We start from the raw sequence: 24,388 nt of genomic DNA on the forward strand, positions 1-24,388 counted from the left end.
GGAGTCCCTTCACTATTCGTTGACCAGGCTGGTGCCACCGGACATCTGGGCCAGCCGGAAGATCACGAACTCCGCCGGTTTCACCGGGGCGATGCCGACTTCGCAGATCACCTGGCCGAGGTCGATGCCCTCGGCCGGGTTGGTCTCGCGGTCGCACTTGACGAAGAAGGCCTCGTCCGGGGTGAGCCCGAACAACGCGCCCTTGCGCCACTCCATGACCAGGAACGCGCTGATCGTGCGCCGGATCCGGGCCCACAGCGCGTCGTCGTTCGGCTCGAACACCACCCACTGGGTGCCGTTGAGGATCGACTCCTCGAGGTAGTTGAACAGCCGCCGGACGTTCAGGTAGCGCCACGCCGGGTCGCTCGACAGCGTCCGCGCGCCCCACACCCGGATGCCCTTGCCCGAGAACGACCGCACGCAGTTGACGCCGATCGGGTTGAGCAGCTCCTGCTCCGCCTTGGTCAGGTGCGTCTCGAGCGCCAGCGCGCCGCGGACGACTTCGTTGGCCGGGGCCTTGTGGACGCCGCGCGTGGCGTCGGTGCGGGCCCAGACGCCGGCCATGTGACCGCTCGGCGGGATGAACGTGTTGGTGCCCGAGGCGGGGTCGAGGACCTGGACCCAGGGGTAGTACAGCGCGGCGTACTTCGAGTCGTAGCCGGCCGCGTCCATCCGCCAGCTGCGGACCTCCTGCGGGTTGAGCGCCGGCGGCGGGTCGATGATCGCCATCCGGTCGCCCATCAGCTCGCAGTGGGCGATCATCGCCAGCTGCACGGCCTTGACGGTGTCCAGGTCGATCAGGTCCCGCTGGTAGGCGGCCATCAGGTCCGGCGCGGCGACCATGGTGATCTCGTCGATCGCCTCCAGGCCGCCGAACCCGGTCCGGTCGGCCACGTCGCCGACGTAGTCGTCGGCCGCGACGCGGCGCGGGACCGGCGGCGCGTCCGACTCCTTCGCCGGGGCGGCGAGCACCGCGGTGCCCTTGTCGGGCTTGGCGACCGCGCCGCCGGCGGCGACCTCTTCGATGGTGATGTAGCTGGACTTCTCCCGCACCGCGGTGACGACGTTCTCCTTGGTGCGCTTGGTCGTCACGTTGTGGGTCTCGACGACCTTGCCGTCCTGCTTGACGAGCACGGTGAACCGGTCTTCGGCCGGGTTCTCGCCGGTCGGTTCGGCGACCTCGACGGTGATCTCGCCGGCCGGCTTGCCCTCCGGCAGCTCCTTTGCGACGAAGCGGTAGCCGCCGAGGACGGCCTGGCGGGCGGCGATCTGCTTCGGCCCGGCGCCGTTGTCCTGGGCCCGGGATCCGCCGATGCGGACGATGTAGCAGTTGGTGCCGCCGTTGAGGAAGTAGCCGTAGACCGACTGGGCCAGGTAGCAGCCGTCGATGAAGTCCCCGAAGGTCTGGGTGAACTGGCCCCAGTTGGACACCAGCGTCGGGGTGTTGAAGGGACCGTCCGCCGCGAAGCCGACGAAGGCGGCGACGGCGGTGCCCACGCCCTCGATCGGCCGTGCGCCCGCCTCGATCTCCTCGACGTACACCCCCGGCGTGAGATAGGTGGGCATGCGTGCCTCCCTTGTCGACGCACAAGTCTTGTCTCCGGCGATGCTGCTGCCAGGGCGTTCTCCGCGGAACGACCGTGCGGCTAGGCCCGCGGGAACCGATCTCTGCCCTTAAAGGCAACTGCCCGTTCGGGCAGCCGTGCCCGCCCGTCCGGCCGTTGGCAACCGGCCCGGCACGGCCGACAGTTGAACCCATGCCAACGGGGCGGGACAAGGCGCCACGAGAGCCGTCCGGGCAGCCCGCGCGGCCGGCCCGTCCTGCGCGCCGGGCGACCCAGCCCACCTTGCTGCGCCTGCAGGCTTCGGCGGGCAACGCCGCGGTCTCCGGGCTGGTCGCGCTGCAACGGCAGGGCTGTCCCGCGCCCCCGGTCGCGCCGCCCGGCGTGACGCCGTCGGCCGACCCGAAGTTCCAGTCGCTGAAGAAGGACGTCGGCGACAGGGCGAAAACGGCGAAGGCGCACCCGCCCGCCGGCGCGGAGGTCAAGAAGGCGCAGGACGCCGCGGTGGCGCCCGCCGACGACAAGGACGCCCAAGCCAAGGCGGCCCAGGCGGACAAGATGGCGGCGGCGAAGCCGGCCGGCTTCGACAAGGCGGCCTTCATCGCCGCGGTCAACGCCGCGATCGCCAAGCAGGCCCCGAAGAACCTCGACGAGGCCGACAAGTTCGCCACCTCCGGCAAAGCCGACCAGATCAGGACCGAGGTGCTGGGCAAGGTCACCAGCGGCAAGGACGCCTCGGCCAAGGACGTCACCGACCGGACCAAGGAGCCGCCGGACCCCGGCCGCGCCGTGGAGAAGCCGGTCACGCCGCTGCCGCAACCACCGGCACCGCCGGCACTGGCGCCCCCGGACGCACGCAAGGCGACGCCGGACAAGGCACCGCCCGAGCAGATCGACCTGCGGGCCGGCCAGTGCGAGACACAGGGGGCGATGGCCGCGGCCGGCGTCACCGACCAGCAGCTGGCCGAGTCCAACGAGCCGGAGTTCACCGGTGCGCTGGCCGCCAAGCAGGCAGGCGAGCAGCACACGGCCGCCGCGCCGGCCGCGGTCCGCGAGTCCGAGGCCGGGCAGCTGGCCGCCGTGACCGGCGCGGCCCAGGCGTCCGGGCAGGCCGCGATGGCGGGCATGACGGGCGCGCGTTCGTCGGCCGGGCAGAAGGGGCAGGCGGCGAAGTCGGCCACGAAGTCCAAGGACGAGCAGGACCGGGCCCGGATCACCGGCGAGATCAAGGCGATCTTCGACGAGACCAAGACGAAGGTCGAAGGCGTGCTGGGCGCGCTCGACGACCAGGTGGCGAAGAAGTTCGAGGCGGGCGAGGCCCAGGCCAAGGCCGCCTTCACCGCCGACCACCAGGCGCGGATGAAGCGCTACAAGGACGAGCGCTACGACGGGATCACGGGCGCGGCGCGCTGGGCGTACGACCTCTTCGCCGACCTGCCCGCCGAGGCGAACAATCTCTTCCTCGAGGCCAAAAAGGTCTACGAGTCGAAGATGCAGGGCGTCATCGGCGACATCGCGGACTTCGTCGGCCAGAAGCTGGGCGAGGCGAAGCAGCTGATCGCCGACGGCCGCACCCGCGTGCAGCAGAAGGTGGCGTCCCAGTCGCCGGCGTTGCGCAAGATCGCGGGCGAGGCGGCGAAGGAGTTCGGCGGCCAGTTCGACGACCTCGAGAAGTCCGTCGACGAGAAGCAGGACGCGCTGGTCGAGGACCTGGCCCAGAAGTACAGCGAGGCCCGCACCGCCGTCGACGAGGAGATCAAGGCGCTGCAGGCGGAGAACAAGGGCCTGTGGAGCAAGGCGAAGGAGGCCGTCGGCGGCGCGATCGAGACCATCCTGAAACTGAAGGACATGCTGCTCGGCGTCCTGTCCCGGGCGGCCAACGCGGTCGGGTTGATCATCGCGAAGCCGATCGAGTTCCTCGGCAACCTGGTCAACGCCGTGAAGACCGGGGTGCTGAACTTCGGCGCCAACATCGTCCAGCACCTCAAGGACGGGCTGAAGGGGTGGCTGCTGGGCAACCTGGCGAGTGCGGGCATCGAGATCCCGGAGTCGCTGGACGCGAAGGGCATCCTGAAGATGGTGCTGTCGCTGCTGGGCCTGACCTGGGCGAGCGTCCGCGCGCGGATCCTGCGGTTCATCCCGGAGCCGGTGCTGGCGAAGCTGGAGCAGACCCTGGACGTGGTCAAGGTCCTGGTCACCGAGGGCGTGCCCGGCCTGTGGCGCTGGATCGTCGCGAAGCTCGGCGACCTCAAGGAGCTGGTGCTCGGGCAGATCAAGGACTTCGTGATCGAGAAGATCGTCAAGGCGGGCATCACCTGGATCATCTCGATGCTCAACCCCGCGGCGGCGTTCATCAAGGCCTGCAAGGCGATCTACGACATCGTGCTGTTCTTCGTGGACAAGGCCGCCCAGATCAAGGAGTTCGTGGATTCGGTACTGGACTCGGTGGAGTCGATCGCCCGCGGCGGCGCGGGCGCGGTGGCCGGGCTGATCGAGCGGACGCTGGCGAAGGCGTTGCCGATGGTGCTCGGGTTCCTGGCGAGCCTGCTGGGACTGGGCGGCATTTCGGAGAAGATCAAGTCGGTGCTGGAGAAGGTCCAGGCCCCGGTGGGCAAGGTGATCGACTCGGTCGTCGGGACGATCGTCAAGGCCGGGAAGAAGGTCTGGTCGAGGCTGAAGGGCGGCGGCAAGAAGGGCGGCGGCGACGACGAGCGGAGCCGCGCGGTCAAGAAGAAGGCCCACGACATGCTCACCGGGCCGACCGCGGCCAAGTTCCACGATCGGAACGGCCTGCGCGCGGTGACGGAGAACATCCTGCGCACGCTCCGGCCGGAAGGGCTCAAGACGCTTTCCGCGGTACCCGACAAGGACCGGCCGGGCCACTTCTCGGTCGTCGCGACGGCCAGTGCCGGAGAAAAGGTCGGCGAAGCGGATGTCGAGTCGGACGAGCCGATCAAGCTCGCCGAGGAGGTCGGCAAGGCCAGCGAGGAGGCCGGCGGCCGGAAGTTCCTCTTCCGGGGAGACGACCAGTGGCGCGAGGGGGACGCGGTGGGCGTGCCCCTCGGCAGCGAGCTGGCGGACGAGGCCGACGTGCAGACGCCGTGGGCGCACGTCCGGGAAAAGCAGGGCGAGATGACCAGCCGCTACGTGTCGTTCTCCGAGATCATCGGCGACAAGAAGGGTGGCGCCGCGAAATTCACCAAGAAGGACAACATCGCGAAGGCGGTGTGGGATGCGTTGAAGGAACTCGAAAAGGACGGGGTCATCCGGATACTGACCCCGGACGCGGTCCACGCCATGATGCTCGGGGAAAAGCCCAAGATCCGCAAGTTGGCAGGTGATGTCCGGGCGATTATGATCAAGAATCACGAGGTTCTCATCGAGGGCCGGATTCCCGCCGAATACCTCAAGCGAGCGAAATGAAGGACACCGGACGCGACCAGGCCGCGATCCTCCGCGAGGACCGGCTCGACCAGGCGATCGAGGAAGCGGGACCGGGCCTGTTCGACCTCCTCTCGGCCTCGGCCGGCGACCCCGACGCCGAGGTGCGCGAAACGGCCGCATACGGGCTTGGCGAGATCGGCGACGCCCGGGCCATCCCCCTGCTCGTCGGGCTGGTCGAGCACGATCCGGCCGAGTCCGTCGTCGTGCACGCGCTGAAATCCCTCGAGTCGTATCGCGACCCCCGGATCCACCGGACGCTGCTCAGGGAGGCCGATCGCGCCCGGCACACGCGGTCCCCCCGCTGGTATGCGGCCAAGCAGCTTCGGTGGTATGACTCGCCGGACTCGGTCGACGCGCTGATCCGCCTGTTGGCGAGTGAAGACGCCCTCGTCCAGCAGGCCGCCGAGGAATCCCTGTCGATCCTGCGCCCCGGGGAACGCGAACGGTGGCAGCGCCTGCTCGGCCGGAACCCCTGACGGGACCGGTCAATATCACGCCCCACGGGGGATCAGGACGCCTCTTCCTCGAGCTCTTCTTCCCGCTGCACGTACGTCTGCGCCGTCTGCGCCGTCTGCTCCTCTTCGCCCTCATCGGCGGCAGGAGCCTCTTCCTCACGCTGGGCCGTCATCCGCTGCACGGACTCCTCGTGCGCCCCGCCGTCCTCACAACGCTGCACGGCGGGCCCGGCCGCGGAAGCGGAAGCCGGCGCGGGCGAAGACATCAGGCGATCGGCGTTGGCGACGGCCTCGCGCTCGAACCGGTCCGACGGGTCCGAGACCTTCACCCCGCCCCCGGCGTCCGTCCCGTCCACCGGGCCGCTGCGCTGCTGCACCACGTGCGTCAGCTCGTGCGCGAGCATGTGCTTGCCCGAATCCGAACCGGGGTCGTACTTGTCGCGCTGGAACACGATGTTCGACCCCACCGTGTACGCCTGGGCGTTCACCGACTTCGCCGAGTCGTGCGCCGCCCCGTCGGTGTGCACCCGCACGTCCGAGAAGTCCGCGCCGAAGCGGGTCTCCATGTCCGCGCGCGTCTCGGTGTCCAGGGGCGCGCCGCCGCCCGAGCCGACGACGTCGTGGACCGGGGAGCGCTCCTCCTCCACCAGCGACGCGGTCCCCGCGTTGCCCACCGCGCGCTGCAGCCCCAGCATGCCCTCCGGACCGAGGACGTCGGTGCGGCCGGCGGCCGCGGCGCGGCCCAGCAGGTCGTGGTCGTCCCGCTCGATGCGGTCGCCCTTCGGCCGCAGGGTCGGGTCGAGGTCGTTGTCGTGGCTGTACCCGCGCATGTCCGCTCCCTCCGCCGACGTTCAAGCTTGCCCCGCCGGCGCGCCGCGCGCCAGGCTGCGGCGCCCGTCCGGACGGGCAGCGAAACCTGCCCCTACGGGCAGTTCAGCCCTCCGTCACCATCGCCAGGTAGGGGCCGAACTCCCGGTCGAGGCAGAGCCGGCCCAGCTTGCGGTACTCCCGGGCGACCGCGCCGACCAGGTCGCTCATCGCCACCGGACGGCCCGCCTCGGCGGCCAGGTACGCGCCGGTCACCGCCGCCGAGCGGATGTGGCCGCCCGCCAGCTCGAACGCCTCGGCCAGGAACTCCAGGTCGAGATCGCCACCGCGCGGCATCCGGGCACCCAGGCAGCGGTCCCACAGCCGGCGGCGGAGTGCGACGTCCGGCAGCGGGAAGTCGACGATCACGTCCAGCCGCCGGGTGAAGGCCTCGTCGAGGTTCGCCCGCAGGTTGGTGGCCAGCACCGCGATGCCGTCGAAGGTCTCCATCCGCTGCAGCAGGTACGCGCTTTCGATGTTGGCGTACCGGTCGTGCGCGTCGCGGACCTCCGACCGCTTGCCGAAGATCGCGTCCGCCTCGTCGAAGAGCAGGACGCCGTTGACCCCGGACGCCTCGGTGAAGATCCGCTCCAGGTTCTTCTCCGTCTCGCCGACGTACTTGTCGACCACGGTCGCCAGGTTCACGGTGTAGAGGTCCAGCCCGAGTGACGCGGCGATGACCTCGGCGGACATCGTCTTGCCGGTCCCGGAGTCCCCCGCGAAGAGCCCGGTGACGCCCCGGCCGCGGCCGCCGCCCGGGCGCATCCGCCACTCGTCGAGCACCTGGTCGCGGTAGCGCGCCCGCGCCGCCAGCTCGTCCAGCAGGGACAGCACACCGGCCGGCAGCACCAGGTCGGCCCAGCCGACGACCGGTTCGATCCGCCGCGCGAGCCGTTGCAGGCCGGCCGCGTTCTGGCTGCGTGCGCCCGCACGGACGTGGGACGTGCGGACCAGCCCGTCGTCGGCCAGCGCGGTCACCGACGCGGCCTTCGCCGCGCGGGCGATCTGCCCGGGACCCAGGACGAAGTGCGCGGTCGCCTCGCCCGGGTCGACGCCCGGGGCGAGCCGGCCGTCGAGACGGCTGCGCCAGAGGTCCGCCCGGTCCGCGCCGGACAGCGGCAGCGCGTCGAGCTGCAGCGGCGGGGTCGCGCTCCAGCGCGGGTCCCACGCGCCGGTGCCGTGCACCACCAGCGGGATCGCCGGGTGCGCCAGCTCCTCCAGCCGCGGGTCCTCCACCGGGCCGAGCACGATCCCGGCCCCGCGCAGCAACGCCTCCCGCCGCAGCGACGCGGTGAGCTCGGCGTGCCCGGACTCGGCCTGCCAGCGCGCCGCGTCCACCACCAGTGCCGGGTAGCCGGCCTCGGCCAGGGCACCGACGCCGAGTTCCTCGGCCCCGCCCCCGGGGTGTTCCTTCAGGTAGACGAGCCCGACCCGGCCCCGGACGGCCCGGGCGAGCCGGTCCCGGCCCGGCACCGCGACGAGCTCGGTGCCCAGGTGCGCGCAGCCGGCGAGCTCGGGTGCGAGCCGGTCGTCGCCGAGGAGGTGGTTGACCACCCGGTCCGGGACCCGCAGCGTGCGCGAGAGGAACGGCCGCTCGTCCTCCCCCACGGCGAGCAGGCCGCAGGTGACCAGCGGGGAGTCGGCGTCGAGCCGGGCCCGGCCGGCGGCCGAGGCCTCGGGGATGCCGCACAGGCGCAGGGCCAGCCCGGCGCTGGCGCGGCGGCGGGTCACGTCGTCGTTGAGGTAGCCGTAGAACTGCTCGAACCGGCTGTCCAGGTCGGGGGCGAGCGCGACCAGCAGCAGTTCGACGTCGACGCCGGTGAGCCCCGCGCGTTCGGCGAGCGGGCGCAGCCTGCCGTCCGGGACGGAATCGGTGAACGGCGTGAACGGCTCGCGGTGCCCTTCCAGCAGCGCGTCGATCGTCTCGTTGGACAGGTAGAGGCCGCGGAAGGGGTCGTCGGGGTTCGGGTCGCCCGCGCGGCGGCTGTCGACGGCGTCGCGGATGCGCTGTTCGAGCCGGGCCAGCCGCTCGAACAGGTACTCCAGGCTCACCGGGGCTTCCGGTGGGTGCGGGCCATCGCGACCCGGCGCTGCCCGTCGACGGCCCCGGTCGCGGACACGTGGTGCCCGAGGAGCTCGCCGTCGCCGGTGTCGAGCCGGAGGCCTTCCTTGGCGGGCGGCCCGGCCGGGTAGCCGCGTCCACTGTGGATCGGCGCGGAGACGACGACGTCCAGCGACGGCTTGAGCTCGCCGCCCAGCGCGGTCCACACGTCGGCGAACGCGCGGTCCTCCGGCGGTGGCAGCGCGACGGTCATGGGCACCGGCAGCCCCATCTCGGCCAGCGACCCGGTGAGCACCTCGGCCGGCACGGCCTCGTGGCGCAGCAGGCCGAGCAGCAGGTCCGACAGCACCCGGTGCTCGTCTTCGGGGCGCTGGGTCCACGCGGTGACCAGGTAGGACAGCTTGACGTGCTTGGGCGGCAGGTGCCGCGCCGCAACCTCGCCGCGCTGGTCGTATTCGTTGAGCAACCCGCGCGACCGCCGCCGCATGTCCTCGCGCACGTCGTAGAGGTAGATGTTCACCGTCGGGGCGTTGCGCCGGGCGGCCCAGTCCTTGGTGGGCGCGTCGAAGGCGACGTCGACCTCGCTGCCCCGCAACGCCTCGTCCTTCACCAGCCGGCGCAGCGCCTCGTCGACCTCGTGGATCACCGGCGGACCTCCTCGCACTGGCGGTGCCTCCACGATGGTCGCGAGCGAGCGCGTCGGCCAGCCGCGCAGCGGCGAACCTTCGGGTACACCCGGCTGCCCGTAAGGGCAAAGTGGGCCGCATGACGATCACGACCAGGCTCGCGTCCGAGGCCGATGTGCCCGCCCTGCTCGCGCTGCTCCGGGAGCTGCACCCGGAGGACCCCGTCCCGTCCGCCCGAGCCGCGGCCGCCGCCTGGCGGGCCATCGAGAACCAGCCGGGCCGGGCGATCCTGCTCGCCGAGTCCGGCGGTGTGGTGGCCGGGACGATCGACTGCGTGACGCTGCCGAACCTCACCCGGGGAGCGCGGTCGTTCATGCTCGTCGAGAACGTCGTGGTCGCCGCCGCGCACCGGCGGTCGGGCGTCGGGGCCGCCCTGATGGAGGCGGCCTTCGCCATGGCCCGGCAAGCGCGGTGCTACAAGGTCCAGCTGCTGTCACGGTCCGGCCGCGACGCTGCGCACGCCTTCTACGAGTCACGGGGATTCCGCGCCGTCGCCCAGGGCTACCGCGTGTACCTCGACTGAGGGCCGGCTTCCTCGCACCGACTGCTCGGGCCGCGTCGAACCGATCAGCGGAACCGGGCGACGAGCGGATCCGGCAGACCGGGTTCGGCGCCGTCCATCGCGCCGGAGGTCCACAGGGTTCCGGCGCCGCGCTCCGCGGCGATGCCGAACAGCGTCGCTTCGCCATGGTCGCGGCTACCCGGTCGGCGGTGGTTCGGTGAAGCCGCCGCACGGGTCACCGCGCCGGGGGTCCGCGAAACGCCGTGCCGAAACCCCGATACCGCCTACCACCACCGGTACACCGGGCTGAAGCTGATCCTGCCGTCCGGCGGTCGGTTCTTCCTGCTGCCGCGCACCGAGCGAGCCGGGTCCGCGTGGTGCGGACCCGGCTCGCTCGGTGCTGCTGCGACCGTCAGGTCAGTCGTCGTCGACGGCGGTTTCGTCGTCGACGTCGTGGACGACGACCCAGTTGTCGTCATCCGCGTCCGTGGCGTCGGCCACCGAGGTGACCGAGTGCGCCGAGGCCCCGCCCACACCGGCCGCGGTGTACCAGGCGTGGTAGCCCGCGTAGTCCGGCACGGCCACGGCGTGCGCACCCTCCGACGATGCGCCGTACGGGCCGGCCGTCAGCTTCTCCGCCTCGTAGGTGGCGTGGTGCTCGCCCGCGTGGCTCGCCACGTGGCCCGAGGTCGCGCCGCCCACACCGGCCGAGTGCTGCTCGGCGTAGTAGGCCACGTCGTCTTCGTCGTCATCGTCGTCGCCGTACACGTCGTTGTCGTACACCGGCTGCACGACGTAACCGACCGGCTCCTGGTTCACCGGGTCGGGGTGGCTCACGACGTGGTGGACCACGTGGTCGACGTCATCGTCGTCGTCCGCGTCGTAGCCGTAGTCGCAGTCGTCGTCGTCCCCGGCGTACCAGCCGTCGTGGACGGTGTGGTGCCAGGGGCGGTGCCAGCCGTTGTCGTCGCCGGACTCGCCGCTGTGCGTCACGGCGGCGCCACCGATGCCGGCGACGGCGGAGTCCTGCTCCGACCAGTGGTGTCCCCACCAGGTCATGCCTTCGTCGGTGTCGGTCGTGCCCGCGCCACCGATACCGGCCCAGGCGCTGGAGCTCTCCGCGCTCCAGGAGTCGTGCGGCCAGTCGATCGGGTGCGCCGTCGCCGGGGCGGCGATGACGAGGGAAAGCGGCAACGCGAAAGCGCCGGCGACAGCCAGTCGTCGCAATGTGGACATGGTTTCTCGGGGTTCCCTTCCTGAGTGCGGCGGCCGGGTTTCAATCGGGGCCCGTACGCCGGGGCAGAAGTTCTGTCCGATAGGTGACGTTACAGCTACCCAGAGCTGAAGATGCGGCTTTGACCTGCGCGAATACCCGATCGGTGTGCGGGAACACTCCATGTGGAGGACACCGGCGAAATAGGGTCGAACGAGCCTAGTTCGCCGTCACGGCCGGGGTCGGAATGAATGGCGTGAAATCACTCGCTCAGGTAGTTCTCCGTTTAACGGACGAAATCCTGATCCGAGCGGACGGGCTCCGCGGGCACCCGGGGGCCTCCGCCGGTCGCCCGCCGCCGCGCTGGGCCGCCCGGCCGACCCGCCGCGGCAGGTGGCCCACCCGCGGTACGGCCGGCCAGACCTCCCCGAGGTGCCCGTCGGCGGGGATTTCCGGTCGCCGACCGCCACCGGACCACGGTAACAGAAACTTCCACCCATTGTTCCCACGGTATTCACAGTCGTGGAGTAATCACTGTTTTAGCGGTTACCTGGTACACCCGAAAGCGCGTGAATGGACTCGTTCGGCCCAAGCCGTTGCGCCGTGAATTGCGTAGGTTCACGGCATGTCGCCGATCAGATCCATTCTGGCTGTCGTTCTGCTGGCCGCGCTCGTCGTGCCGCCCGGCCCGGCCGTGGCCGCGGACGCGGTGACACCGGGACCGGTGTGCGATCACCAGCCGCTCGTCAACACGACCGCTCCCGCGGGTGCGGTCACCGTCGACGCCGCGGTGCCCGGCGACCTCTACCGCAAGTCGCAGGAGTCCCCGCCCGGCACGACGTTCTGGCTGCCCGCGGGCACGCACAAGCTCGCGGCGGACCCGTTCGGGCAGGTCATCCCGAAGGACGGCGACGTCTACCTCGGCGCGCCCGGCGCGGTGCTCGACGGGCAGGGCATCAACCGCGCGGCCTTCACCCAGCAGGCGAAGGACGTCGTCATCCGCGGGCTCACCATCCAGAACTTCGTCGCCCCGCAGGACCAGGGCGTGGTGAACCACGATTCCGGCGAGCATTGGATCATCGAAAACACCACCGTGCAGAACAACAAAGGCGCGGGAATCATGGCCGGCGCCCGCCAGGAGGTGCGGCACAGCTGCCTGCGTGACAACGGCCAGTACGGCATGAACGCCTACCGGTCGGACAGCACGATCACCGCGCTGATCGTCGAGGGCAACGAGATCGCGGGAAACAACACCGACGACTGGGAAACGCGCAGCCCGGGGTGCGGGTGCAGCGGCGGGGTCAAGTTCTGGGTGGTCGACAAGGCCGACGTCCGCGGCAACTGGATCCACCACAACCACGGCGCCGGGCTCTGGGCCGACACCGACAACAACGACTTCCTGATCGAGAACAACCTCATCGAGGACAACGACGCCGAGGCGCTGTTCTACGAAATCAGCTACAACCTCGTCTTCCGCGACAACGTGCTGCGGCGCAACAGCCTGGTCGCGGGCAAGCGCCGCGGCGACCGCGGCGACAACTTCCCGGTGGCGAGCGTGTACCTGTCCGAGTCGGGCGGGGATTCGCGGGTGCCGGCCCGGACCCACCTCATCGACATCTACGACAACACCTTCGAGGACAACTGGTCCGGCGTCACCGCCTGGGAGAACGCCGACCGGTTCTGCAACAGCCCGGCCAACACCTCGATCAACACCTGCACCAAGCTCGTCGCCGACCGGACGCAGTGCTCGGCCCCCGGCATCGAGTCCCCGCCGCTGTACGACGACTGCCGCTGGAAGACCCAGCTGGTCGAGGTGCACGACAACACGTTCCGCTTCGACCCGGCCCGCGTCGGCTGCACGAACGGCAACTGCGGCAAGATGGCGCTGCTGTCCAACTGGGGGACGTACCCGTCCTGGTCGCCGTACCAGGGCAAAGTCGTCCAGGACGCCATCACCCACGACCAGGGCAACTACTGGTTCAGCAACGCCTACTACGGGCCGTGGAAGTTCGTCGCGGGCGACACGTCCCGGATCCTGACGGCCGAGCAGTGGCAGTCGACCCCGTGGGATCAGGACAATTGCGCGTCCTTCGACGACGTGATGCCGCACTGCTGAGCGGTCAGCAGGCCCAGCACCGCGGCGGACTTCGCCTCGTCGAGGAACCGCAGGCCCATGAAGTTGTCCCCGGCGGTGAAGCCGGGCAGGGCCCAGATCGCCTCGTAGGGCAGCTCGACGCGCCGGTAGCGGCGCAGGCTGTAGACGTTGCTGAACACGCACTTGCCCGGGTCCGGGGTCCAGAGCCGGCGGGCGAAGGCGGGGTTGCGGAACCCGTGCCCCACCTCCGCCGTCACCTGGACGTGCCTGCGGCCGGTGAAGAGCACGACGTCGCCGGTGGTCACGGTGTCCATCCGGCGGTCGTACTTGTCCTTGGCGCCCCAGAACCGGGCCCGCCCGCCCGGGTGCAGGGTGTTCAGGCGGGCCAGGTCGGCGGGGTCGAGCAGTTCGGCGAACTCGCGGAAAGCCACCGTCCGGTCGAGGGACACCGCGCCGTAGCGGCGGGCGTCCCGGGTGCCGTAGGCGGGCTGGACGAAGACCTGGACCACGCCGGGAACGGTAGCTCAGCCGCCGTGGGTGCGGTCGCTCTGGTAGTCGGTGTAGGTGTACGGGTTGTCGAGGACCTTGGTTTCCGGGACGTCGGGGTTCATCCCCTGCCGCCACGCCTCCTCCCCCAGCTGCCCCCGCAGGTACTCCACCGTCTCCTCGACGCGCCGCCGGACCGCCGGCAGGTCGGCGCCGACCAGGCGGCCGTCGCGCTTGACGATCCGGCCGCCGACCAGCACGGTGTGGACGTCGGCGCGCTGGGCCTGGAAGGCCACGTGGCCGTAGGGGTGCAGCACCGGGAACGACACCGGCGAGGCGTCGTTCTTCAGCAGCACGACGTCGGCCTTCTTGCCGGCTTCGAGGCTGCCGAGGTCCGAACGCCCGAGAGCGGCGGCGCCGCCGCGGGTCGCCCACTCCACCACCTGTTCGGCGCGCAGCGCCGCGTGCGTCACGGTTTCGCCCTTGGCGTGGGCTTCCAGGTGCTCCCGCGACCGGTCGGCGCCCAGGGTGGCGCGCATGGCGGAGAACAGGTCGCCGCTCCACCACACCGAGGTGTCCATCGACAGTGACACCGGGATGCCGTACTTGCGCAGCGCCCAGGTGGGCGGGTAACCCTGGCCGGCGCTCTGCTCGCTTTCGGTCGACACCGACACCGACCCGCCGGTCGCGGCGATGCGGTGGTAGGAGTCCGCCGACAGTGACGCGCCGTGGACGTAGATCGTCTCGGGCGTCATGAACCCGTGGTCGTACATCAGCCGGATGCCGTCGTCGCCGGTGGCGCCCCAGACGCCGGCGTGCGTGGTCACCGGGACGCCGAGCTCGCGGGCCACCTCGAACGCCGGCTTCTCGGGGAACTCCGGGTCGCCGGTGACGTCGAAGGCGAGCTGGAAGCCGAGGTCGCCCCCGGTGCGCCGGGAGACGAAGTCGCGGAACTCCGGCGTGGCCGTCCAGTTCGCCGGGGCGTCCTGGATGTTGCCGTAGGCCAGCACGAACCGGCCGGGGACGGATTCGAGCGCGTCGGCCGCCGCGTCGGCGTGCGCGGTGGTCCGCAGGCCGTGGGACCAGTCGACGGTGGTCGTGACCCCGGCCTCCAGGGCTTCCCACGCGCCGAGCAGGTTACCCGCGTAAATGTCCTCAGGCCGGAACACCTTGCCCCATTCGAGGTAGTACCAGACGAAGTACTGGGTCAGGGTCCAGTCGGCGCCGTAGCCGCGCATGGCCGTCTGCCAGAGGTGGCGGTGGGTGTCGATCATCCCCGGCATGACGATGCCGCCGGAGGCGTCGATCTCGGTCGTGCCCGCCGGGACCGCCAGCGCCGGTCCGATCGCGGTGATGCGGTCGCCTTCGACCAGGACGTCTTCGCCGGGCAGGACGCGGCGGGCGTCGTCGAGGGTCAGCACCGTGCCACCCCGCAGGACGATCGATCCGGACATGACTGCCTCCCATTGCGACACTGCGTACACTTGTCCGCTGTACGGACACTTGACGGGTGCCGCCACTTTCGTCCAGTGCCGAGCCGGTGTCAATCCCCGCCGCTACGCTGCCCGGGAGGACCACAGCAGAGGGAGGTCGCGCATGCCACGCGAGGGAACCGGTCCCGACTTCATCGAGGCGCTGGCCCGCGGGCTCGAGGTGATCACGGCGTTCCGGCCCGGCCGGCGGTCGATGACGCTGGCCGACGTCGCCACCGCCACCGGCCTGGCGCGCCCGACCGCGCGCCGCATCCTGCTGACCCTCGAGGAGCTCGGCTACGTCCGCACCGACGGGCGCGACTACTCCCTGACGCCGCGGGTGCTCGACCTCGGCGTCGCCTACGTGCACTCCACCGGCCTGTGGGACGTGGCCCGTCCGCACCTGGAGCGGCTGGTCGCGCGCACGAACGAGTCCTGTTCGATCGCCCAGCTCGACGGCTCCGACATCGTCTACGTCGCCCGGGTCGCGGTGCCGAAGATCGTCGGCCTGAGCGTGCAGATCGGAACCCGCTTCCCGGCCCTGCCGACGTCGCTGGGGAAGGTGCAGCTCGCGGCGCTGCCGCCGGACGAGCTGGAGGCGGTACTGGCCGAGCCGACCCGCTCGGGGCTGGTGCCCCGCTGGCAGCCCGGCCGCGCCGAGCGGGACGCCGAGCTGCGCGAGGTCCGCGCCCGCGGCTGGGCGCTGACCGACGAGCAGCTCGCACTGGGCATCCGCTCGGTGGCCGCGCCGCTGCGCGACGGCGCCGGCCGGGTGATCGCCGGGGTCAACGTCAACTGCCACGCCGCCGAGACCCCGGTCGAGCGGCTGCTGGAGCACCACCTGCCGCTGCTGCTGCAGACGGCCGGGGACATCAGCGCCGACTTCGCCCGCCTCGGCACCGTCCCCCACGTGGTCGTGAGCGGTAAGGCGGGTTAGCACCGGCCTCACCGCTCGCGACCGCCGCGGCGGGCTCGCGAGCGGCGCCTTGACCGCGGGCCGGACCCTGCCGCAGACTGGCGGACAAGAGTCCGTCTGACGGACAGAAGGTGAGGACCTGGTCTTGGAACCCCCCACCGGCCCGCTGTCCGGGTTGCTGGTCGCCGACTTCTCCCGGGTGCTGGCCGGCCCGTACGCCACGATGCTCCTGGCCGACATGGGCGCCGACGTCGTGAAGGTCGAGGGCCCGCAGGGCGACGAGACGCGCACCTGGATGCCACCGGTGCGCGGGGACGTCTCGACCTACTACCTCGGCGTCAACCGCGGGAAGCGGTCCATCGCACTGGACCTGCGCGACGAGGCCGACGCCGTCGTCGCCCGCGAACTGGCGGCCCGCGCGGACGTGCTGATCGAGAACTTCAAGCCGGGCGGGCTGGCCAAGTACGGCCTGGACTACGAGACGGTCCGCCGGGCCAACCCCGGCAGCGTCTACGCCTCGATCAGCGGGTTCGGGGCCGGCGAAGGCGCGCACGTGCCCGGGTACGACCTGATGGTGCAGGCGATCTCGGGACTGATGAGCCTGACCGGCGACCCGGACGGCCCGCCGTACCGGGCCGGGATCTCGGTCTTCGACGTCATGGCGGGCAACCACGCGGTGATCGGCATCCTGGCCGCGCTGCGGCACCGCGACGCGACCGGCGCCGGCCAGCACGTCGAGGTCAACCTGCTGTCCTCGGCGCTGACCGGGCTGGTCAACCACAGCTCGGCCTACGCCGCCGGCGGCGTGGTGCCGTACCGGATGGGCAACGCCCACCCGAGCGTGTTCCCCTACGAACCGCTGCCGACCGCCGACGCCGACCTCATCGTGGCGGCGGCCAACGACGGGCAGTTCCGCCGGCTGTGCGAGGTCCTCGACCTGCCCGGCGTCCCGGACGACCCGCGGTTCGCCCGCAACGCCGACCGCACGAAGAACCGCGAGGAGCTCCGGCCGATCCTGGTCGAGCGGCTGGCGAAACGCGGGGCGGTGGACTGGTTCGACGCGCTGACGAAGGTCGGTGTCCCCTGTGGACCGATCAACACGATCGACGGCGGGTTCGCGATGGCCGAACGGTTCGGGCTGGATCCGATCGTCGAGGTCGGCGAGGGCGACCGCGCGGTCCCGACCACCCGCCACCCCATCCGGTTCTCCGCGACCCCGGCCGGCTACCGGCTCCCGCCGCCGGAGCTCGACGAACACGGTGCCGAGCTGCGGGCGTGGCTGACGGAGGCCGTCGATGGCTGACCCCGTCTACGAAACCGCCCTCGGCGCGTCCACCAAGGACAAGATCACGCTGCTCGGGCAGGACCTGGCCGAAGACGTGATGGGCACGGTCGGGTTCGGCGAGCTCGCGTTCTGGCTGGCGACGCAACGGCGTCCGTCCCCCGGCGAGACCCGGGTCTTCGAGGCGGTGCTGGCCGCGCTGGCCGACCACGGCTTCACCCCGACCGCGATCGTCACGCGGCTGACCTGGCTGTCCGCACCGGACTCGGTCCAGGGCGCCCTGGCGGCCGGCCTGCTGGGTGGCGGGTCGCGCTTCCTCGGCGTCACCGAGGACTGCGGCCGGTTCCTGCACGACGTCCTCACCGCAGCCGGCGAGCCGCCGTCGGACGAGGCCGGGTGGGACGCCCTCGCGCTCGAAACCGTCGAAAAGCGCCGTGCCGAGCGGAAGTTCGTCCCCGGGCTCGGGCACCACGTGCACAAGGACGGCGACCCGCGCACCCCGCGGCTGTTCGCGATCGCCGCCGAAGAGGGGCTGCGCGGCCCGCACCTGGAGCTGTTCGCGGCGATCGGCCGGGTGCACCCGCGGGTGCTGGGCAAGACGCTGCCGCTCAACGGGGCCGGGGTCTGCGGCGCCGCGCTCGCCGACCTCGGGCTGCCGCTGGAGCTGCTGCGCGGGTTCGCGCTGCTGGCCCGGACCGCCGGGCTGATCGGCCAGCTCGCCGAGGAACTGCGCCACCCCGTCGCCAACGACGTCTTCTTGTCGGTCGACCTCAACAACCGGTCGGTCCCGCCGGATCCGCACGCGTGAAAGGAACGCCGATGCAGCTGGTCACCGAGGACAACATCACCGAGCTCGCCGCGCAGCGCTGGGCGAGCGCGCACGACCCGCGGACGGCCGAGGTGATGGCCGCGCTCGTGCGGCACCTGCACGCCTTCGCCCGCGAAGTGCGGCTGAGCGAAGCCGAGTGGATGGCCGCGATGCGGTGGCTGACCGAGACCGGGCGGATCAGCAACGAAAAGCGCGAGGAGTTCATCCTCGCCTCCGACGTGCTCGGCCTGAGCATGCTGGTGGTGCAGATGAACCACGCCTTCGACCCGAAGGCGACCCCGGCCACCGTGCTCGGCCCGTTCCACATCGACGGCTCGCCGGAGAAGGAGTTCGGCGGCGACATGTCCGACGGCCTGCCCGGTACGCCGCTCTACCTCACCGGCACGGTCCGCGGCCTGGACGGCTTCCCCGTCGTCGGCGCGGTCCTCGACGTGTGGCAGGCCGACGAGGAGGGCGCGTACGAGTCGCAGATCCCCGACGTCGACGAGGCCCGGCTGCGCGCGAAGTACACCAGCCGCGCCGACGGGACCTACTGCGTGCGGACCATCGCGCCGAAGGGGTACTCGATCCCGATGGACGGCCCGGTCGGCGAACTCGTCCGCGGCACCGACATCAGCCACTTCCGCCCCGCCCACGTGCACTTCCTGATCAACGCCGCCGGCTACGAGCCGCTGATCACGCACCTGTTCGAGGAGGGGGCGCAGTACCTCGACAGCGACGTCGTGTTCGGCACGAAGCAGGAACTGGTGGTCGCCTTCGAGCCGCGTGACCCCGGGCCGACGCCCGACGGCGGCGAATCGGCACGGCCGTGGCTCGAAGCCCGGTACGAATTCGTCCTCCAGCCGGTGTGACCACCGGTGCGCGCGGCGGAGATCCGCACGGCCGGGCAGCCCCCGGTGGTGACCGGCCGGCCCGAGCCGGCACCCGGGCCCGGTGAGGTCGCCGTCCGCGTGACGGCGGCGCCGATCACCCCGCTCGACCTGCTGTGCGCGTCCGGCACGTCCTACTTCGGCGTGCCGGCCACCCCCTATGTGCCGGGAGTGCAGGGCGTCGGCCTGGTCGCGGGGAGTCCGGTCTGGTTCGCCACGACGGCGGGCATGCGACCCGGGGACGGCAGCATGGCCGAGTGCGCCGTGGCCGCGTTGTCCGATGTGGTCCCCCTGCCGGAGGGCGCCGACCACGCGCTGGTCGCGGCGCTCGGGCTGTCGGCGGTGGCGGCGTGGATGTGCTTGACCGGCAAGGGAGAGCTCGCCGCGGGCGAGACCGTGCTGGTGCTCGGCGCGGGCGGGGTGGTCGGGCAGTCGGCCGTCCAGCTGGCGCGGGTGGCCGGAGCCGGGCGGGTGGTGGCGTGCGCCCGGTCGGAGGCCGCGCTGGCGCGGGCCCGCGAGCTCGGCGCGGACGGCACGGTCCGGCTCGAGGACGGCGAAGACGCCGAGGCACTGGCCGAGCGGCTCGAAGCGGCGGCCGGCCCGGTCGACCTGGTCGTCGACCCCGTGTGCGGGCTCCCGGCCGCGGCGGCGCTGCGCTCCCTGCGGCCGGGCGGGCGGCTGGTCAACCTCGGCAGCGCGGCGGGCGAGGTGTGCGCGGTGCCGTCGGCGGTCCTGCGCAGCCGGTCGCTGCGCGTCCTCGGCTACACGAACAACGAGCTCACCGACGGCGAGCGCCGGGAAGCACTGCTGACGGTGGTGGTGCAGACGATGGCGGGGGCGCTCACGGCCGGCTACGAGCGTGTCCCGCTGCACGACGCGGCCCGGGCGTGGAGCAGCCCGGGCCGCGTCGTGCTGGTGCCCTGAAGCGGGCTTCCGGCGGTGACCGCGGCGGTCACCGGCCCCCAGGGCCGGGTTTCGGCACGTCGCCGATGTAGGGACCGCCTCCGGCCCCGCCGACCGGCGCCGGGTCGCTCGAGGGGCCGCTCGCCGCGGACGCCACGGGGGCGAGCACGGCGAGCGCGGCCGCGGTGAGCAGAGCGGCGGCTACAGCACGTTTCATGGGTGAGCTCCTTCGCGTTCCCCCGCATTCTGCGGGATCCGGCTTCCAAACCGCTTCCGCGCCCGGAATGCACGCCCGATGGTCCATTCGGTGCTATTCGGGCGTGTGCCGTGGTCGGTGTCCGCCGTCCTCTCGTTGAATGGCGGAGCACGCGTCCGGAGGGGGCTGGGGTGGAGGAGCCGAGGTTCCACGTCGTCGACACGCGACGGCGGTTCCTGTCGTGGTTCGCGCCGCCGGCGGCGGTCTTCGTGCTGGGGTTCGTCGCGTTGCTCTTCGCCGGGCACGTCCTCGGGCCGCTGCAGCCGATCACCGTGGTGCGCGCGATGCTGGCGTCCAAACGGGACTTCTTCGAAGACGAGCAGGTCAAACGGCTGCTGATGAGCCACGGCTACCAGGTGCAGATCACCCCCGCCGGATCGTTCGAGCTGGCCGAAACCGCCGACCTGGACAGTTACCAGTTCGTCTTCCCCTCGGGGCAGGCCGCGGCCGACCGCGTTCGCGAGCGCCGCCAGGGCAAGCACGCCGTCGGGTACAAGCCGTTCTTCACCCCGCTCGTGCTGGCCACCTTCCGCGACTACGCGGAGGCGCTGAAGAAGGCGAAGGTGGCCGAGCCGCTGCCCACCGCGAATCCACCCCTGTACTACCGCGTCGAGATGGACCAGCTGATGGCGCTCGTCGCCGGCAAGGGCCGCTGGCGGGACTACGGCCCCGGGCTCAGCGCGAACCGGCTGCTCGTGCAGTCGCCCGACCCGTGCCGGAGCTACTCGGGCGCCGCGTACGTCGGCTTGGTCGCCTTCGCGCGTTACGCACAACCGGCGGCGACGGACGCCGAAGCCGTCGAGCAGGCCCGCGGGATCAAGCCGATGCTGGACGCCGAAGGCCAGCACAGCGACGACATGGCGCCGAAGTACTTCGTCCCGGAGGGGCGCAGTTTCGCGACGGTCGCCGTCATCTACGAGCACCAGTACCTGGCCTACCAGAACCGGCGGCTCGACAACGGGCTCGGGCTCGACACCGACCGGGTGCTGATGTACCCCAGCGCCCAGCACCAGACCGCGCCCGACCTGATCTCGTTCAGCCCGGAGGGCGACGCCATCGGCTCGCTGCTGATGTCCGACCCGGCGCTGCGCCGGCGCGCCGTCGAGCTGGGGTTCCACGTGTACTCGGCCGACACCGCGCAGTTCGGCTTCGCCGGGTACCTGGCGCAGCGCGGCATCCCGGAGCCGGCGACCGCGACCGGCGACACCGAGACGTGGCTGCCCCGGGACGCCCAGTTCCGCCGGATGGTCGACGAGATCGGGGACTGCCCGTGGTGAGGGCCGTGCTGGTCCTGGTGCTCCTGCTGAGCGCGTGCGGTCCCGGCGGGCCCGAAGGCACGAAGCTCACCGTGCTGGCCACCGCCGAGCTCGCCGATCTCGGCCCGGTGCTGGCGGACCTGCGCCGCGACACCGGGGTCGAGCTGGCCATGGACTACCGCGACACGATGACGGCGGCCGCCGAGCTGAACCGCGGGTTCGACCTCGCCTGGCTGCCGACCGGCCGGTTCCTGCGGCTGCGCGACGCCGAACCGAAGCTGACGACGTCGATCATGCTGTCACCGCTGGTGCTCGGCGTGAAAGCGGGTGAGGCGGCGAAGCTGGGCGCGCGGCCGACCTGGGCGGACATCGCCGACCGCGCCGCCGGCGGCGGGCTGCGGTTCGGCATGGCGGATCCGCACGTCTCCGGCAGCGGGATGGCCGCCCTGATCGGGGTGGCCACCGCGGCGGCCGGAACCGGGGCGGCCCTGCGCCCGGAGGACGTCCGGTGCGACCGGATCCAGGGCTTCCTCGCGGGCCGGGCGTTCGACGCGCCCGACGTCTCCGGGGAGTACGTGCGCCGGCAGGACGAGGCCGGCGGCATCGTCGCGCCGGAGGCGGCGATCCTGGCGCTCAACGCGTCGGGGCGGCTGCGCGAGCCCCTCCAAGTCGTCCACCCGCGGGACGGGAGCGTGCTCGAGGACTACCCCCTGATGCTGGTCAACCCCGACCGGCGCGCCGCCTACGACAAGGTCGTGGGGTGGCTGCGCACGCCGGCCGCGCAGCGGGCGATCATGGACCGGACGTTCCGGCGTCCCGCCGATCCGGCGGTGCCGCGCCGGGCGGAACTCGCGGCGCCGATCGGCGACCCGCTGTACTTCCCGGACCGGCAGGAGGTCCTCGACCGGCTGCTGCGGGCCTACGACCGGGCGGGCACCGGACGCCAGGTGATCTTCGTGCTGGACTACTCGCTGTCCATGGCCGGGCCGCGGGTGGCGGCGCTGCGCCGCGCGTTCGCCGCCCTGAGCGGGTTCGACCGGTTCTACGCCGGCGAGAACGTGACGATCATCCGGTTCGCCGGCCAGGTGCTGGAGGAGCGCACGGTCACCGTGGCGCGCCAGGAGGACGTCGACGCGCTGCAGGCGGTCGTCGGTTCGGCGGACCTGCGGCCGCACACCGCGATCTGGGCCGCGCTCGAGCGCGCCTACCGGATCGCGAAGCCGGGGGCGTCGATCGTGCTGATGACCGACGGCGAGAACAACGCCGGCCCGGGCCTGGACGCGTTCCTCGGCGGACGGCACGACGCCGGGCCGACGTACGCGATCCGGTTCGGCGAGGCGGATCCGGCCGAGCTGGGCCGGGTGACGGCGGCGACCGGCGGCCGCGTTGTCGACGGCGACGCGGAATCGTTGACAGAGGCGGTGAAAGAGCTTCGTGGGTGTCGATAGGGCCATGCTGTGGTCGGTACTGGGCTGGTGGGCCTGGGTCTGGGTCGCGACCGCGCTGGCCGCGGTGCTGACGCTGGTGGTGCTGGTGCTCGGCGTGCTGCGGCGCCACCGCCCGGTGATCCTGCCCGGCCTGCCGTTCTACCTGGACGAGTCGCGGGTGATCGAGCTCTGCCAGCAGGGCGGCTACGGCGACATCGCCAAGCGGACCATCCGGGAGTTCGTCAAGCGGAACACCGACGGCTCGTTCGGGTTCACCAGCCAGTGGTTCAAGCTCGGCCGCGGGGCCAACCGCGGGCACGAGACGGAGACGAGCTACGACGTGCACGTCACCGCGAACACCCTGCTGGGCCTGGCGCTGAAGTCGCTGGAAGCCCAGCACGGCATGGTGCACGCGGACCTGACGGCCGGGGTCGTGCGGGGCGACCGGGCGTGGCGCCGGACGCGGTCACCGCGGCTGTCGGAGGTCCACGACGGCTACGTGGTGGTGCAGGGCAAGTTCACCGTGGCCGCGGAGTCCCGCGACGAGGTGGTGCTGCACGCGCGCATCGGCGAGCACGACGCGCGGGTCCGGGTGGTCTGCCACGACGGCCACCTGCGCCGCAAGGAGGTGCCGGAGGGCCCGTTCAACGTGCGGTGCCTCGGCAAGAGCCAGGCGTGGCGCCCGGAGAGCGGCGAGCTGGTCATCCTGCCGATCGCGGTCCTCCAGTAGCTCACCCCGGCGGAGCGAGGTCCTTGCAGAGCGCGGTGGGGAACTTCGGCTCGGTGGACAGGATTTCGGCGCAGCCGCCGCCGGTCGCCCCGCCGACGCTCGACCAGCCGTTGCCCGCCCACCGGTAGGCGACCCGGGTCGGTCGCTGGCCGCTGTGCCGCTGCAGATCGTGGATCAGCCAGTTCTGGTCGCACGCCCGGGTGGTGCCGGGGAACTCGGCTTCCGCGCTGAACTCCAGCTGCCCGATCCACGCCGGGTCGCAGTGGTCGGGGGGCGGGTCGCAGTTGACGGCCCAGTCGCACTTCTTCCAGCCACCGGAGCGCAGTCCCCAGGACTCCGTGGAGTTGACGACCACCATCCGCTTCCCGATCGGGGCGGCCGTCCTGATCGGGAAGTCGGCCGGGAATTCCTGGCAGTCCGGATCGGGCCGGACCCGGAACAGGACACCGGCGTCGATGCGGGTGCCGGTCTCGGTGACCTGAGTATGCGCTCCTTCGGCACAGGTGGGCAGGGTGACGTGCAGCACCGCGCTGTGGTCGTCCGGGCCCGGCCGGACGTCGGCGATCCACGCGGTCCGTTCCGCCGGTGGGGCCGGTGGCGGGACCGGTGGCGGGACCGGAGTGGTCGCCGAGGTGGTGCCGGGCGTGGTTTCCGGCGCGGCGGTGCTCTGGTACGGGATGTTCAGCGCCAGCAACAGCCAGAACGCCAGCCCCCCGGCGGCGAGCACCCCGATGGTCCACAGCACGGGCTTGACGAAACGCGGCATCGAAGTCCCCCTTCAACGATCTCGGGAGCCTATCGCCCGCCGCGAACCGCCCTGGCGCCTGTCCTCGAAGCGGTGGGTGGTCTGCTGCCGGCATCTGGTGCGAAGGGACGTCCGCGGGTCGATGACCGGCGGGTGAGCAACGGGATGTGGTTCAAGGCCAAGACCGGGGTCGCGTGGCGGGATCTGCCGGAACGGTACGGGCCGTGGAAGACGGTCTACAACCGCCGCGGCCGGGCCGGTGGTCGCCCACCGGCCTTCGACCGCGCCGTCTACCGGTGCCCGAACATCGTCGAACGCTGCTTCAACCGGT

At 71.9% G+C, this 24,388-nt stretch carries 22 protein-coding genes and 1 pseudogene; 13 read left to right on the forward strand and 10 right to left on the reverse strand.

The features are described from left to right. Positions 1-12: 12 nt before the first annotated feature. Entirely contained in the window at positions 13-1,566 is a 1,554-nt protein-coding gene (locus DV20_RS29250; protein ID WP_043785976.1) for a phage tail sheath family protein, read from the reverse strand. 191 nt (positions 1,567-1,757) lie between these two features. Here DV20_RS29250 and DV20_RS29255 point away from each other — a divergent pair, with 191 nt between their 5' ends. After that, positions 1,758-4,985, forward strand: a complete 3,228-nt coding sequence (locus tag DV20_RS29255; RefSeq protein WP_235191002.1) for a phage tail protein — start codon at positions 1,758-1,760, stop codon at positions 4,983-4,985. Next, positions 4,982-5,482 carry a HEAT repeat domain-containing protein gene (locus DV20_RS29260; RefSeq protein ID WP_051736175.1) on the forward strand — a complete coding sequence of 167 codons (501 nt, stop codon included), beginning with the start codon at positions 4,982-4,984 and terminating at the stop codon, positions 5,480-5,482. The genes DV20_RS29255 and DV20_RS29260 overlap by 4 nt, the downstream gene beginning before the upstream one ends. Positions 5,483-5,514: 32 nt before the next feature. On the opposite strand, the gene DV20_RS29265 is transcribed toward DV20_RS29260, so the two are convergent. The 3 genes from DV20_RS29265 to DV20_RS29275 form a co-directional block, all read right to left on the reverse strand. Then, the gene (locus DV20_RS29265; RefSeq protein ID WP_043785978.1) at positions 5,515-6,291 is read right to left on the reverse strand and encodes an eCIS core domain-containing protein; all 777 of its coding nucleotides are present in this window, start codon (positions 6,289-6,291) and stop codon (positions 5,515-5,517) included. A gap of 103 nt (positions 6,292-6,394) precedes the next feature. Then, on the reverse strand, positions 6,395-8,380 hold the full coding sequence (locus tag DV20_RS29270) for an ATP-binding protein (protein ID WP_043785979.1): 1,986 nt from the start codon (positions 8,378-8,380) through the stop codon (positions 6,395-6,397). Further along, complete coding sequence (locus tag DV20_RS29275; RefSeq protein WP_043785980.1) at positions 8,377-9,036, reverse strand: DUF4255 domain-containing protein; 660 nt, start codon at positions 9,034-9,036, stop codon at positions 8,377-8,379. The genes DV20_RS29270 and DV20_RS29275 overlap by 4 nt, the downstream gene beginning before the upstream one ends. Positions 9,037-9,155: 119 nt before the next feature. Here DV20_RS29275 and DV20_RS29280 point away from each other — a divergent pair, with 119 nt between their 5' ends. After that, positions 9,156-9,599, forward strand: a complete 444-nt coding sequence (locus DV20_RS29280; protein ID WP_043785982.1) for a GNAT family N-acetyltransferase — start codon at positions 9,156-9,158, stop codon at positions 9,597-9,599. A 44-nt stretch (positions 9,600-9,643) separates the two neighbouring features. Here the strand turns inward: DV20_RS29280 and DV20_RS45655 are convergent, their stop codons facing one another. Both DV20_RS45655 and DV20_RS29285 read right to left on the reverse strand, forming a co-directional pair. After that, positions 9,644-9,817 (reverse strand): hypothetical protein, encoded by a 174-nt coding sequence (locus DV20_RS45655; protein ID WP_160169766.1) that lies wholly within the window; start codon positions 9,815-9,817, stop codon positions 9,644-9,646. Between the two features lie 178 nt (positions 9,818-9,995). Further along, on the reverse strand, positions 9,996-10,814 hold the full coding sequence (locus DV20_RS29285; RefSeq protein WP_043785983.1) for a hypothetical protein: 819 nt from the start codon (positions 10,812-10,814) through the stop codon (positions 9,996-9,998). A 602-nt stretch (positions 10,815-11,416) separates the two neighbouring features. Here DV20_RS29285 and DV20_RS29290 point away from each other — a divergent pair. Beyond that, a complete protein-coding gene (locus tag DV20_RS29290) occupies positions 11,417-12,907 on the forward strand; it encodes a right-handed parallel beta-helix repeat-containing protein (RefSeq protein ID WP_043785985.1) in 1,491 nt (496 codons plus the stop codon). On the opposite strand, the gene DV20_RS29295 is transcribed toward DV20_RS29290, so the two are convergent. Next, positions 12,862-13,395, reverse strand: coding sequence for a hypothetical protein (locus tag DV20_RS29295; RefSeq protein ID WP_051736176.1), 534 nt, complete (start codon positions 13,393-13,395; stop codon positions 12,862-12,864). The two genes, DV20_RS29290 and DV20_RS29295, sit on opposite strands and share 46 nt — an antisense overlap. Before the next feature lie 15 nt (positions 13,396-13,410). Further along, positions 13,411-14,826: an amidohydrolase family protein gene (locus DV20_RS29300; RefSeq protein WP_043785988.1), complete on the reverse strand. Its 1,416-nt coding sequence runs from the start codon at positions 14,824-14,826 to the stop codon at positions 13,411-13,413. A 142-nt stretch (positions 14,827-14,968) separates the two neighbouring features. Between DV20_RS29300 and DV20_RS29305 the strand changes: the two genes are divergently transcribed. The 5 genes from DV20_RS29305 (at position 14,969) to DV20_RS29325 (ending at position 19,664) form a co-directional block, all read left to right on the forward strand. Further along, complete coding sequence (locus DV20_RS29305; RefSeq protein ID WP_043785990.1) at positions 14,969-15,781, forward strand: IclR family transcriptional regulator domain-containing protein; 813 nt, start codon at positions 14,969-14,971, stop codon at positions 15,779-15,781. A gap of 124 nt (positions 15,782-15,905) precedes the next feature. Continuing rightward, the gene (locus DV20_RS29310; RefSeq protein ID WP_043785992.1) at positions 15,906-17,063 is read left to right on the forward strand and encodes a CaiB/BaiF CoA transferase family protein; all 1,158 of its coding nucleotides are present in this window, start codon (positions 15,906-15,908) and stop codon (positions 17,061-17,063) included. After that, on the forward strand, positions 17,056-17,850 hold the full coding sequence (locus DV20_RS29315) for a citryl-CoA lyase (protein WP_043785993.1): 795 nt from the start codon (positions 17,056-17,058) through the stop codon (positions 17,848-17,850). The genes DV20_RS29310 and DV20_RS29315 overlap by 8 nt, the downstream gene beginning before the upstream one ends. A gap of 11 nt (positions 17,851-17,861) precedes the next feature. Beyond that, positions 17,862-18,722 carry a dioxygenase family protein gene (locus DV20_RS29320; protein WP_043785994.1) on the forward strand — a complete coding sequence of 287 codons (861 nt, stop codon included), beginning with the start codon at positions 17,862-17,864 and terminating at the stop codon, positions 18,720-18,722. A 6-nt stretch (positions 18,723-18,728) separates the two neighbouring features. Further along, on the forward strand, positions 18,729-19,664 hold the full coding sequence (locus tag DV20_RS29325) for a quinone oxidoreductase family protein (RefSeq protein WP_235191003.1): 936 nt from the start codon (positions 18,729-18,731) through the stop codon (positions 19,662-19,664). 28 nt (positions 19,665-19,692) lie between these two features. Here DV20_RS29325 and DV20_RS45660 read toward each other — a convergent pair whose 3' ends face one another. Continuing rightward, entirely contained in the window at positions 19,693-19,860 is a 168-nt protein-coding gene (locus DV20_RS45660) for a hypothetical protein (protein ID WP_160169767.1), read from the reverse strand. Between the two features lie 170 nt (positions 19,861-20,030). On the opposite strand from DV20_RS45660, the gene DV20_RS46755 reads away from it, so the two are divergent. From DV20_RS46755 to DV20_RS29340, 3 genes are read left to right on the forward strand one after another with little or no spacing between them, the layout of a single operon-like run. Next, positions 20,031-21,176, forward strand: coding sequence for a hypothetical protein (locus DV20_RS46755; protein WP_051736177.1), 1,146 nt, complete (start codon positions 20,031-20,033; stop codon positions 21,174-21,176). After that, positions 21,170-22,603 carry a substrate-binding domain-containing protein gene (locus DV20_RS46760; RefSeq protein WP_043785996.1) on the forward strand — a complete coding sequence of 478 codons (1,434 nt, stop codon included), beginning with the start codon at positions 21,170-21,172 and terminating at the stop codon, positions 22,601-22,603. The genes DV20_RS46755 and DV20_RS46760 overlap by 7 nt, the downstream gene beginning before the upstream one ends. Then, complete coding sequence (locus DV20_RS29340; protein ID WP_152603773.1) at positions 22,590-23,312, forward strand: hypothetical protein; 723 nt, start codon at positions 22,590-22,592, stop codon at positions 23,310-23,312. Before DV20_RS46760 ends, DV20_RS29340 begins: the two co-directional genes overlap by 14 nt. Before the next feature lies 1 nt (position 23,313). Here the strand turns inward: DV20_RS29340 and DV20_RS29345 are convergent, their stop codons facing one another. Beyond that, positions 23,314-24,078 carry a hypothetical protein gene (locus tag DV20_RS29345; RefSeq protein WP_043786001.1) on the reverse strand — a complete coding sequence of 255 codons (765 nt, stop codon included), beginning with the start codon at positions 24,076-24,078 and terminating at the stop codon, positions 23,314-23,316. Between the two features lie 51 nt (positions 24,079-24,129). Here DV20_RS29345 and DV20_RS45160 point away from each other — a divergent pair. Beyond that, positions 24,130-24,303: pseudogene (locus DV20_RS45160) on the forward strand (transposase); the annotation flags it as partial. Positions 24,304-24,388: the final 85 nt, after the last annotated feature.

The organism is Amycolatopsis rifamycinica (genome assembly GCF_000695625.1).
GTDB classification, from domain to species: Bacteria; Actinomycetota; Actinomycetes; order Mycobacteriales; family Pseudonocardiaceae; genus Amycolatopsis; species Amycolatopsis rifamycinica.

Coding starts and splice junctions, on each gene's coding strand:
- DV20_RS29250 (WP_043785976.1), bottom strand. CDS start 1,566: ATGCCCACCTATCTCACGCCGGGGGTGTACGTCGAGGAGATCGAGGCG.
- DV20_RS29255 (WP_235191002.1), top strand. CDS start 1,758: ATGCCAACGGGGCGGGACAAGGCGCCACGAGAGCCGTCCGGGCAGCCC.
- DV20_RS29260 (WP_051736175.1), top strand. CDS start 4,982: ATGAAGGACACCGGACGCGACCAGGCCGCGATCCTCCGCGAGGACCGG.
- DV20_RS29265 (WP_043785978.1), bottom strand. CDS start 6,291: ATGCGCGGGTACAGCCACGACAACGACCTCGACCCGACCCTGCGGCCG.
- DV20_RS29280 (WP_043785982.1), top strand. CDS start 9,156: ATGACGATCACGACCAGGCTCGCGTCCGAGGCCGATGTGCCCGCCCTG.
- DV20_RS29285 (WP_043785983.1), bottom strand. CDS start 10,814: ATGTCCACATTGCGACGACTGGCTGTCGCCGGCGCTTTCGCGTTGCCG.
- DV20_RS29290 (WP_043785985.1), top strand. CDS start 11,417: ATGTCGCCGATCAGATCCATTCTGGCTGTCGTTCTGCTGGCCGCGCTC.
- DV20_RS29300 (WP_043785988.1), bottom strand. CDS start 14,826: ATGTCCGGATCGATCGTCCTGCGGGGTGGCACGGTGCTGACCCTCGAC.
- DV20_RS29305 (WP_043785990.1), top strand. CDS start 14,969: ATGCCACGCGAGGGAACCGGTCCCGACTTCATCGAGGCGCTGGCCCGC.
- DV20_RS29315 (WP_043785993.1), top strand. CDS start 17,056: ATGGCTGACCCCGTCTACGAAACCGCCCTCGGCGCGTCCACCAAGGAC.
- DV20_RS29320 (WP_043785994.1), top strand. CDS start 17,862: ATGCAGCTGGTCACCGAGGACAACATCACCGAGCTCGCCGCGCAGCGC.
- DV20_RS45660 (WP_160169767.1), bottom strand. CDS start 19,860: ATGAAACGTGCTGTAGCCGCCGCTCTGCTCACCGCGGCCGCGCTCGCC.
- DV20_RS29345 (WP_043786001.1), bottom strand. CDS start 24,078: ATGCCGCGTTTCGTCAAGCCCGTGCTGTGGACCATCGGGGTGCTCGCC.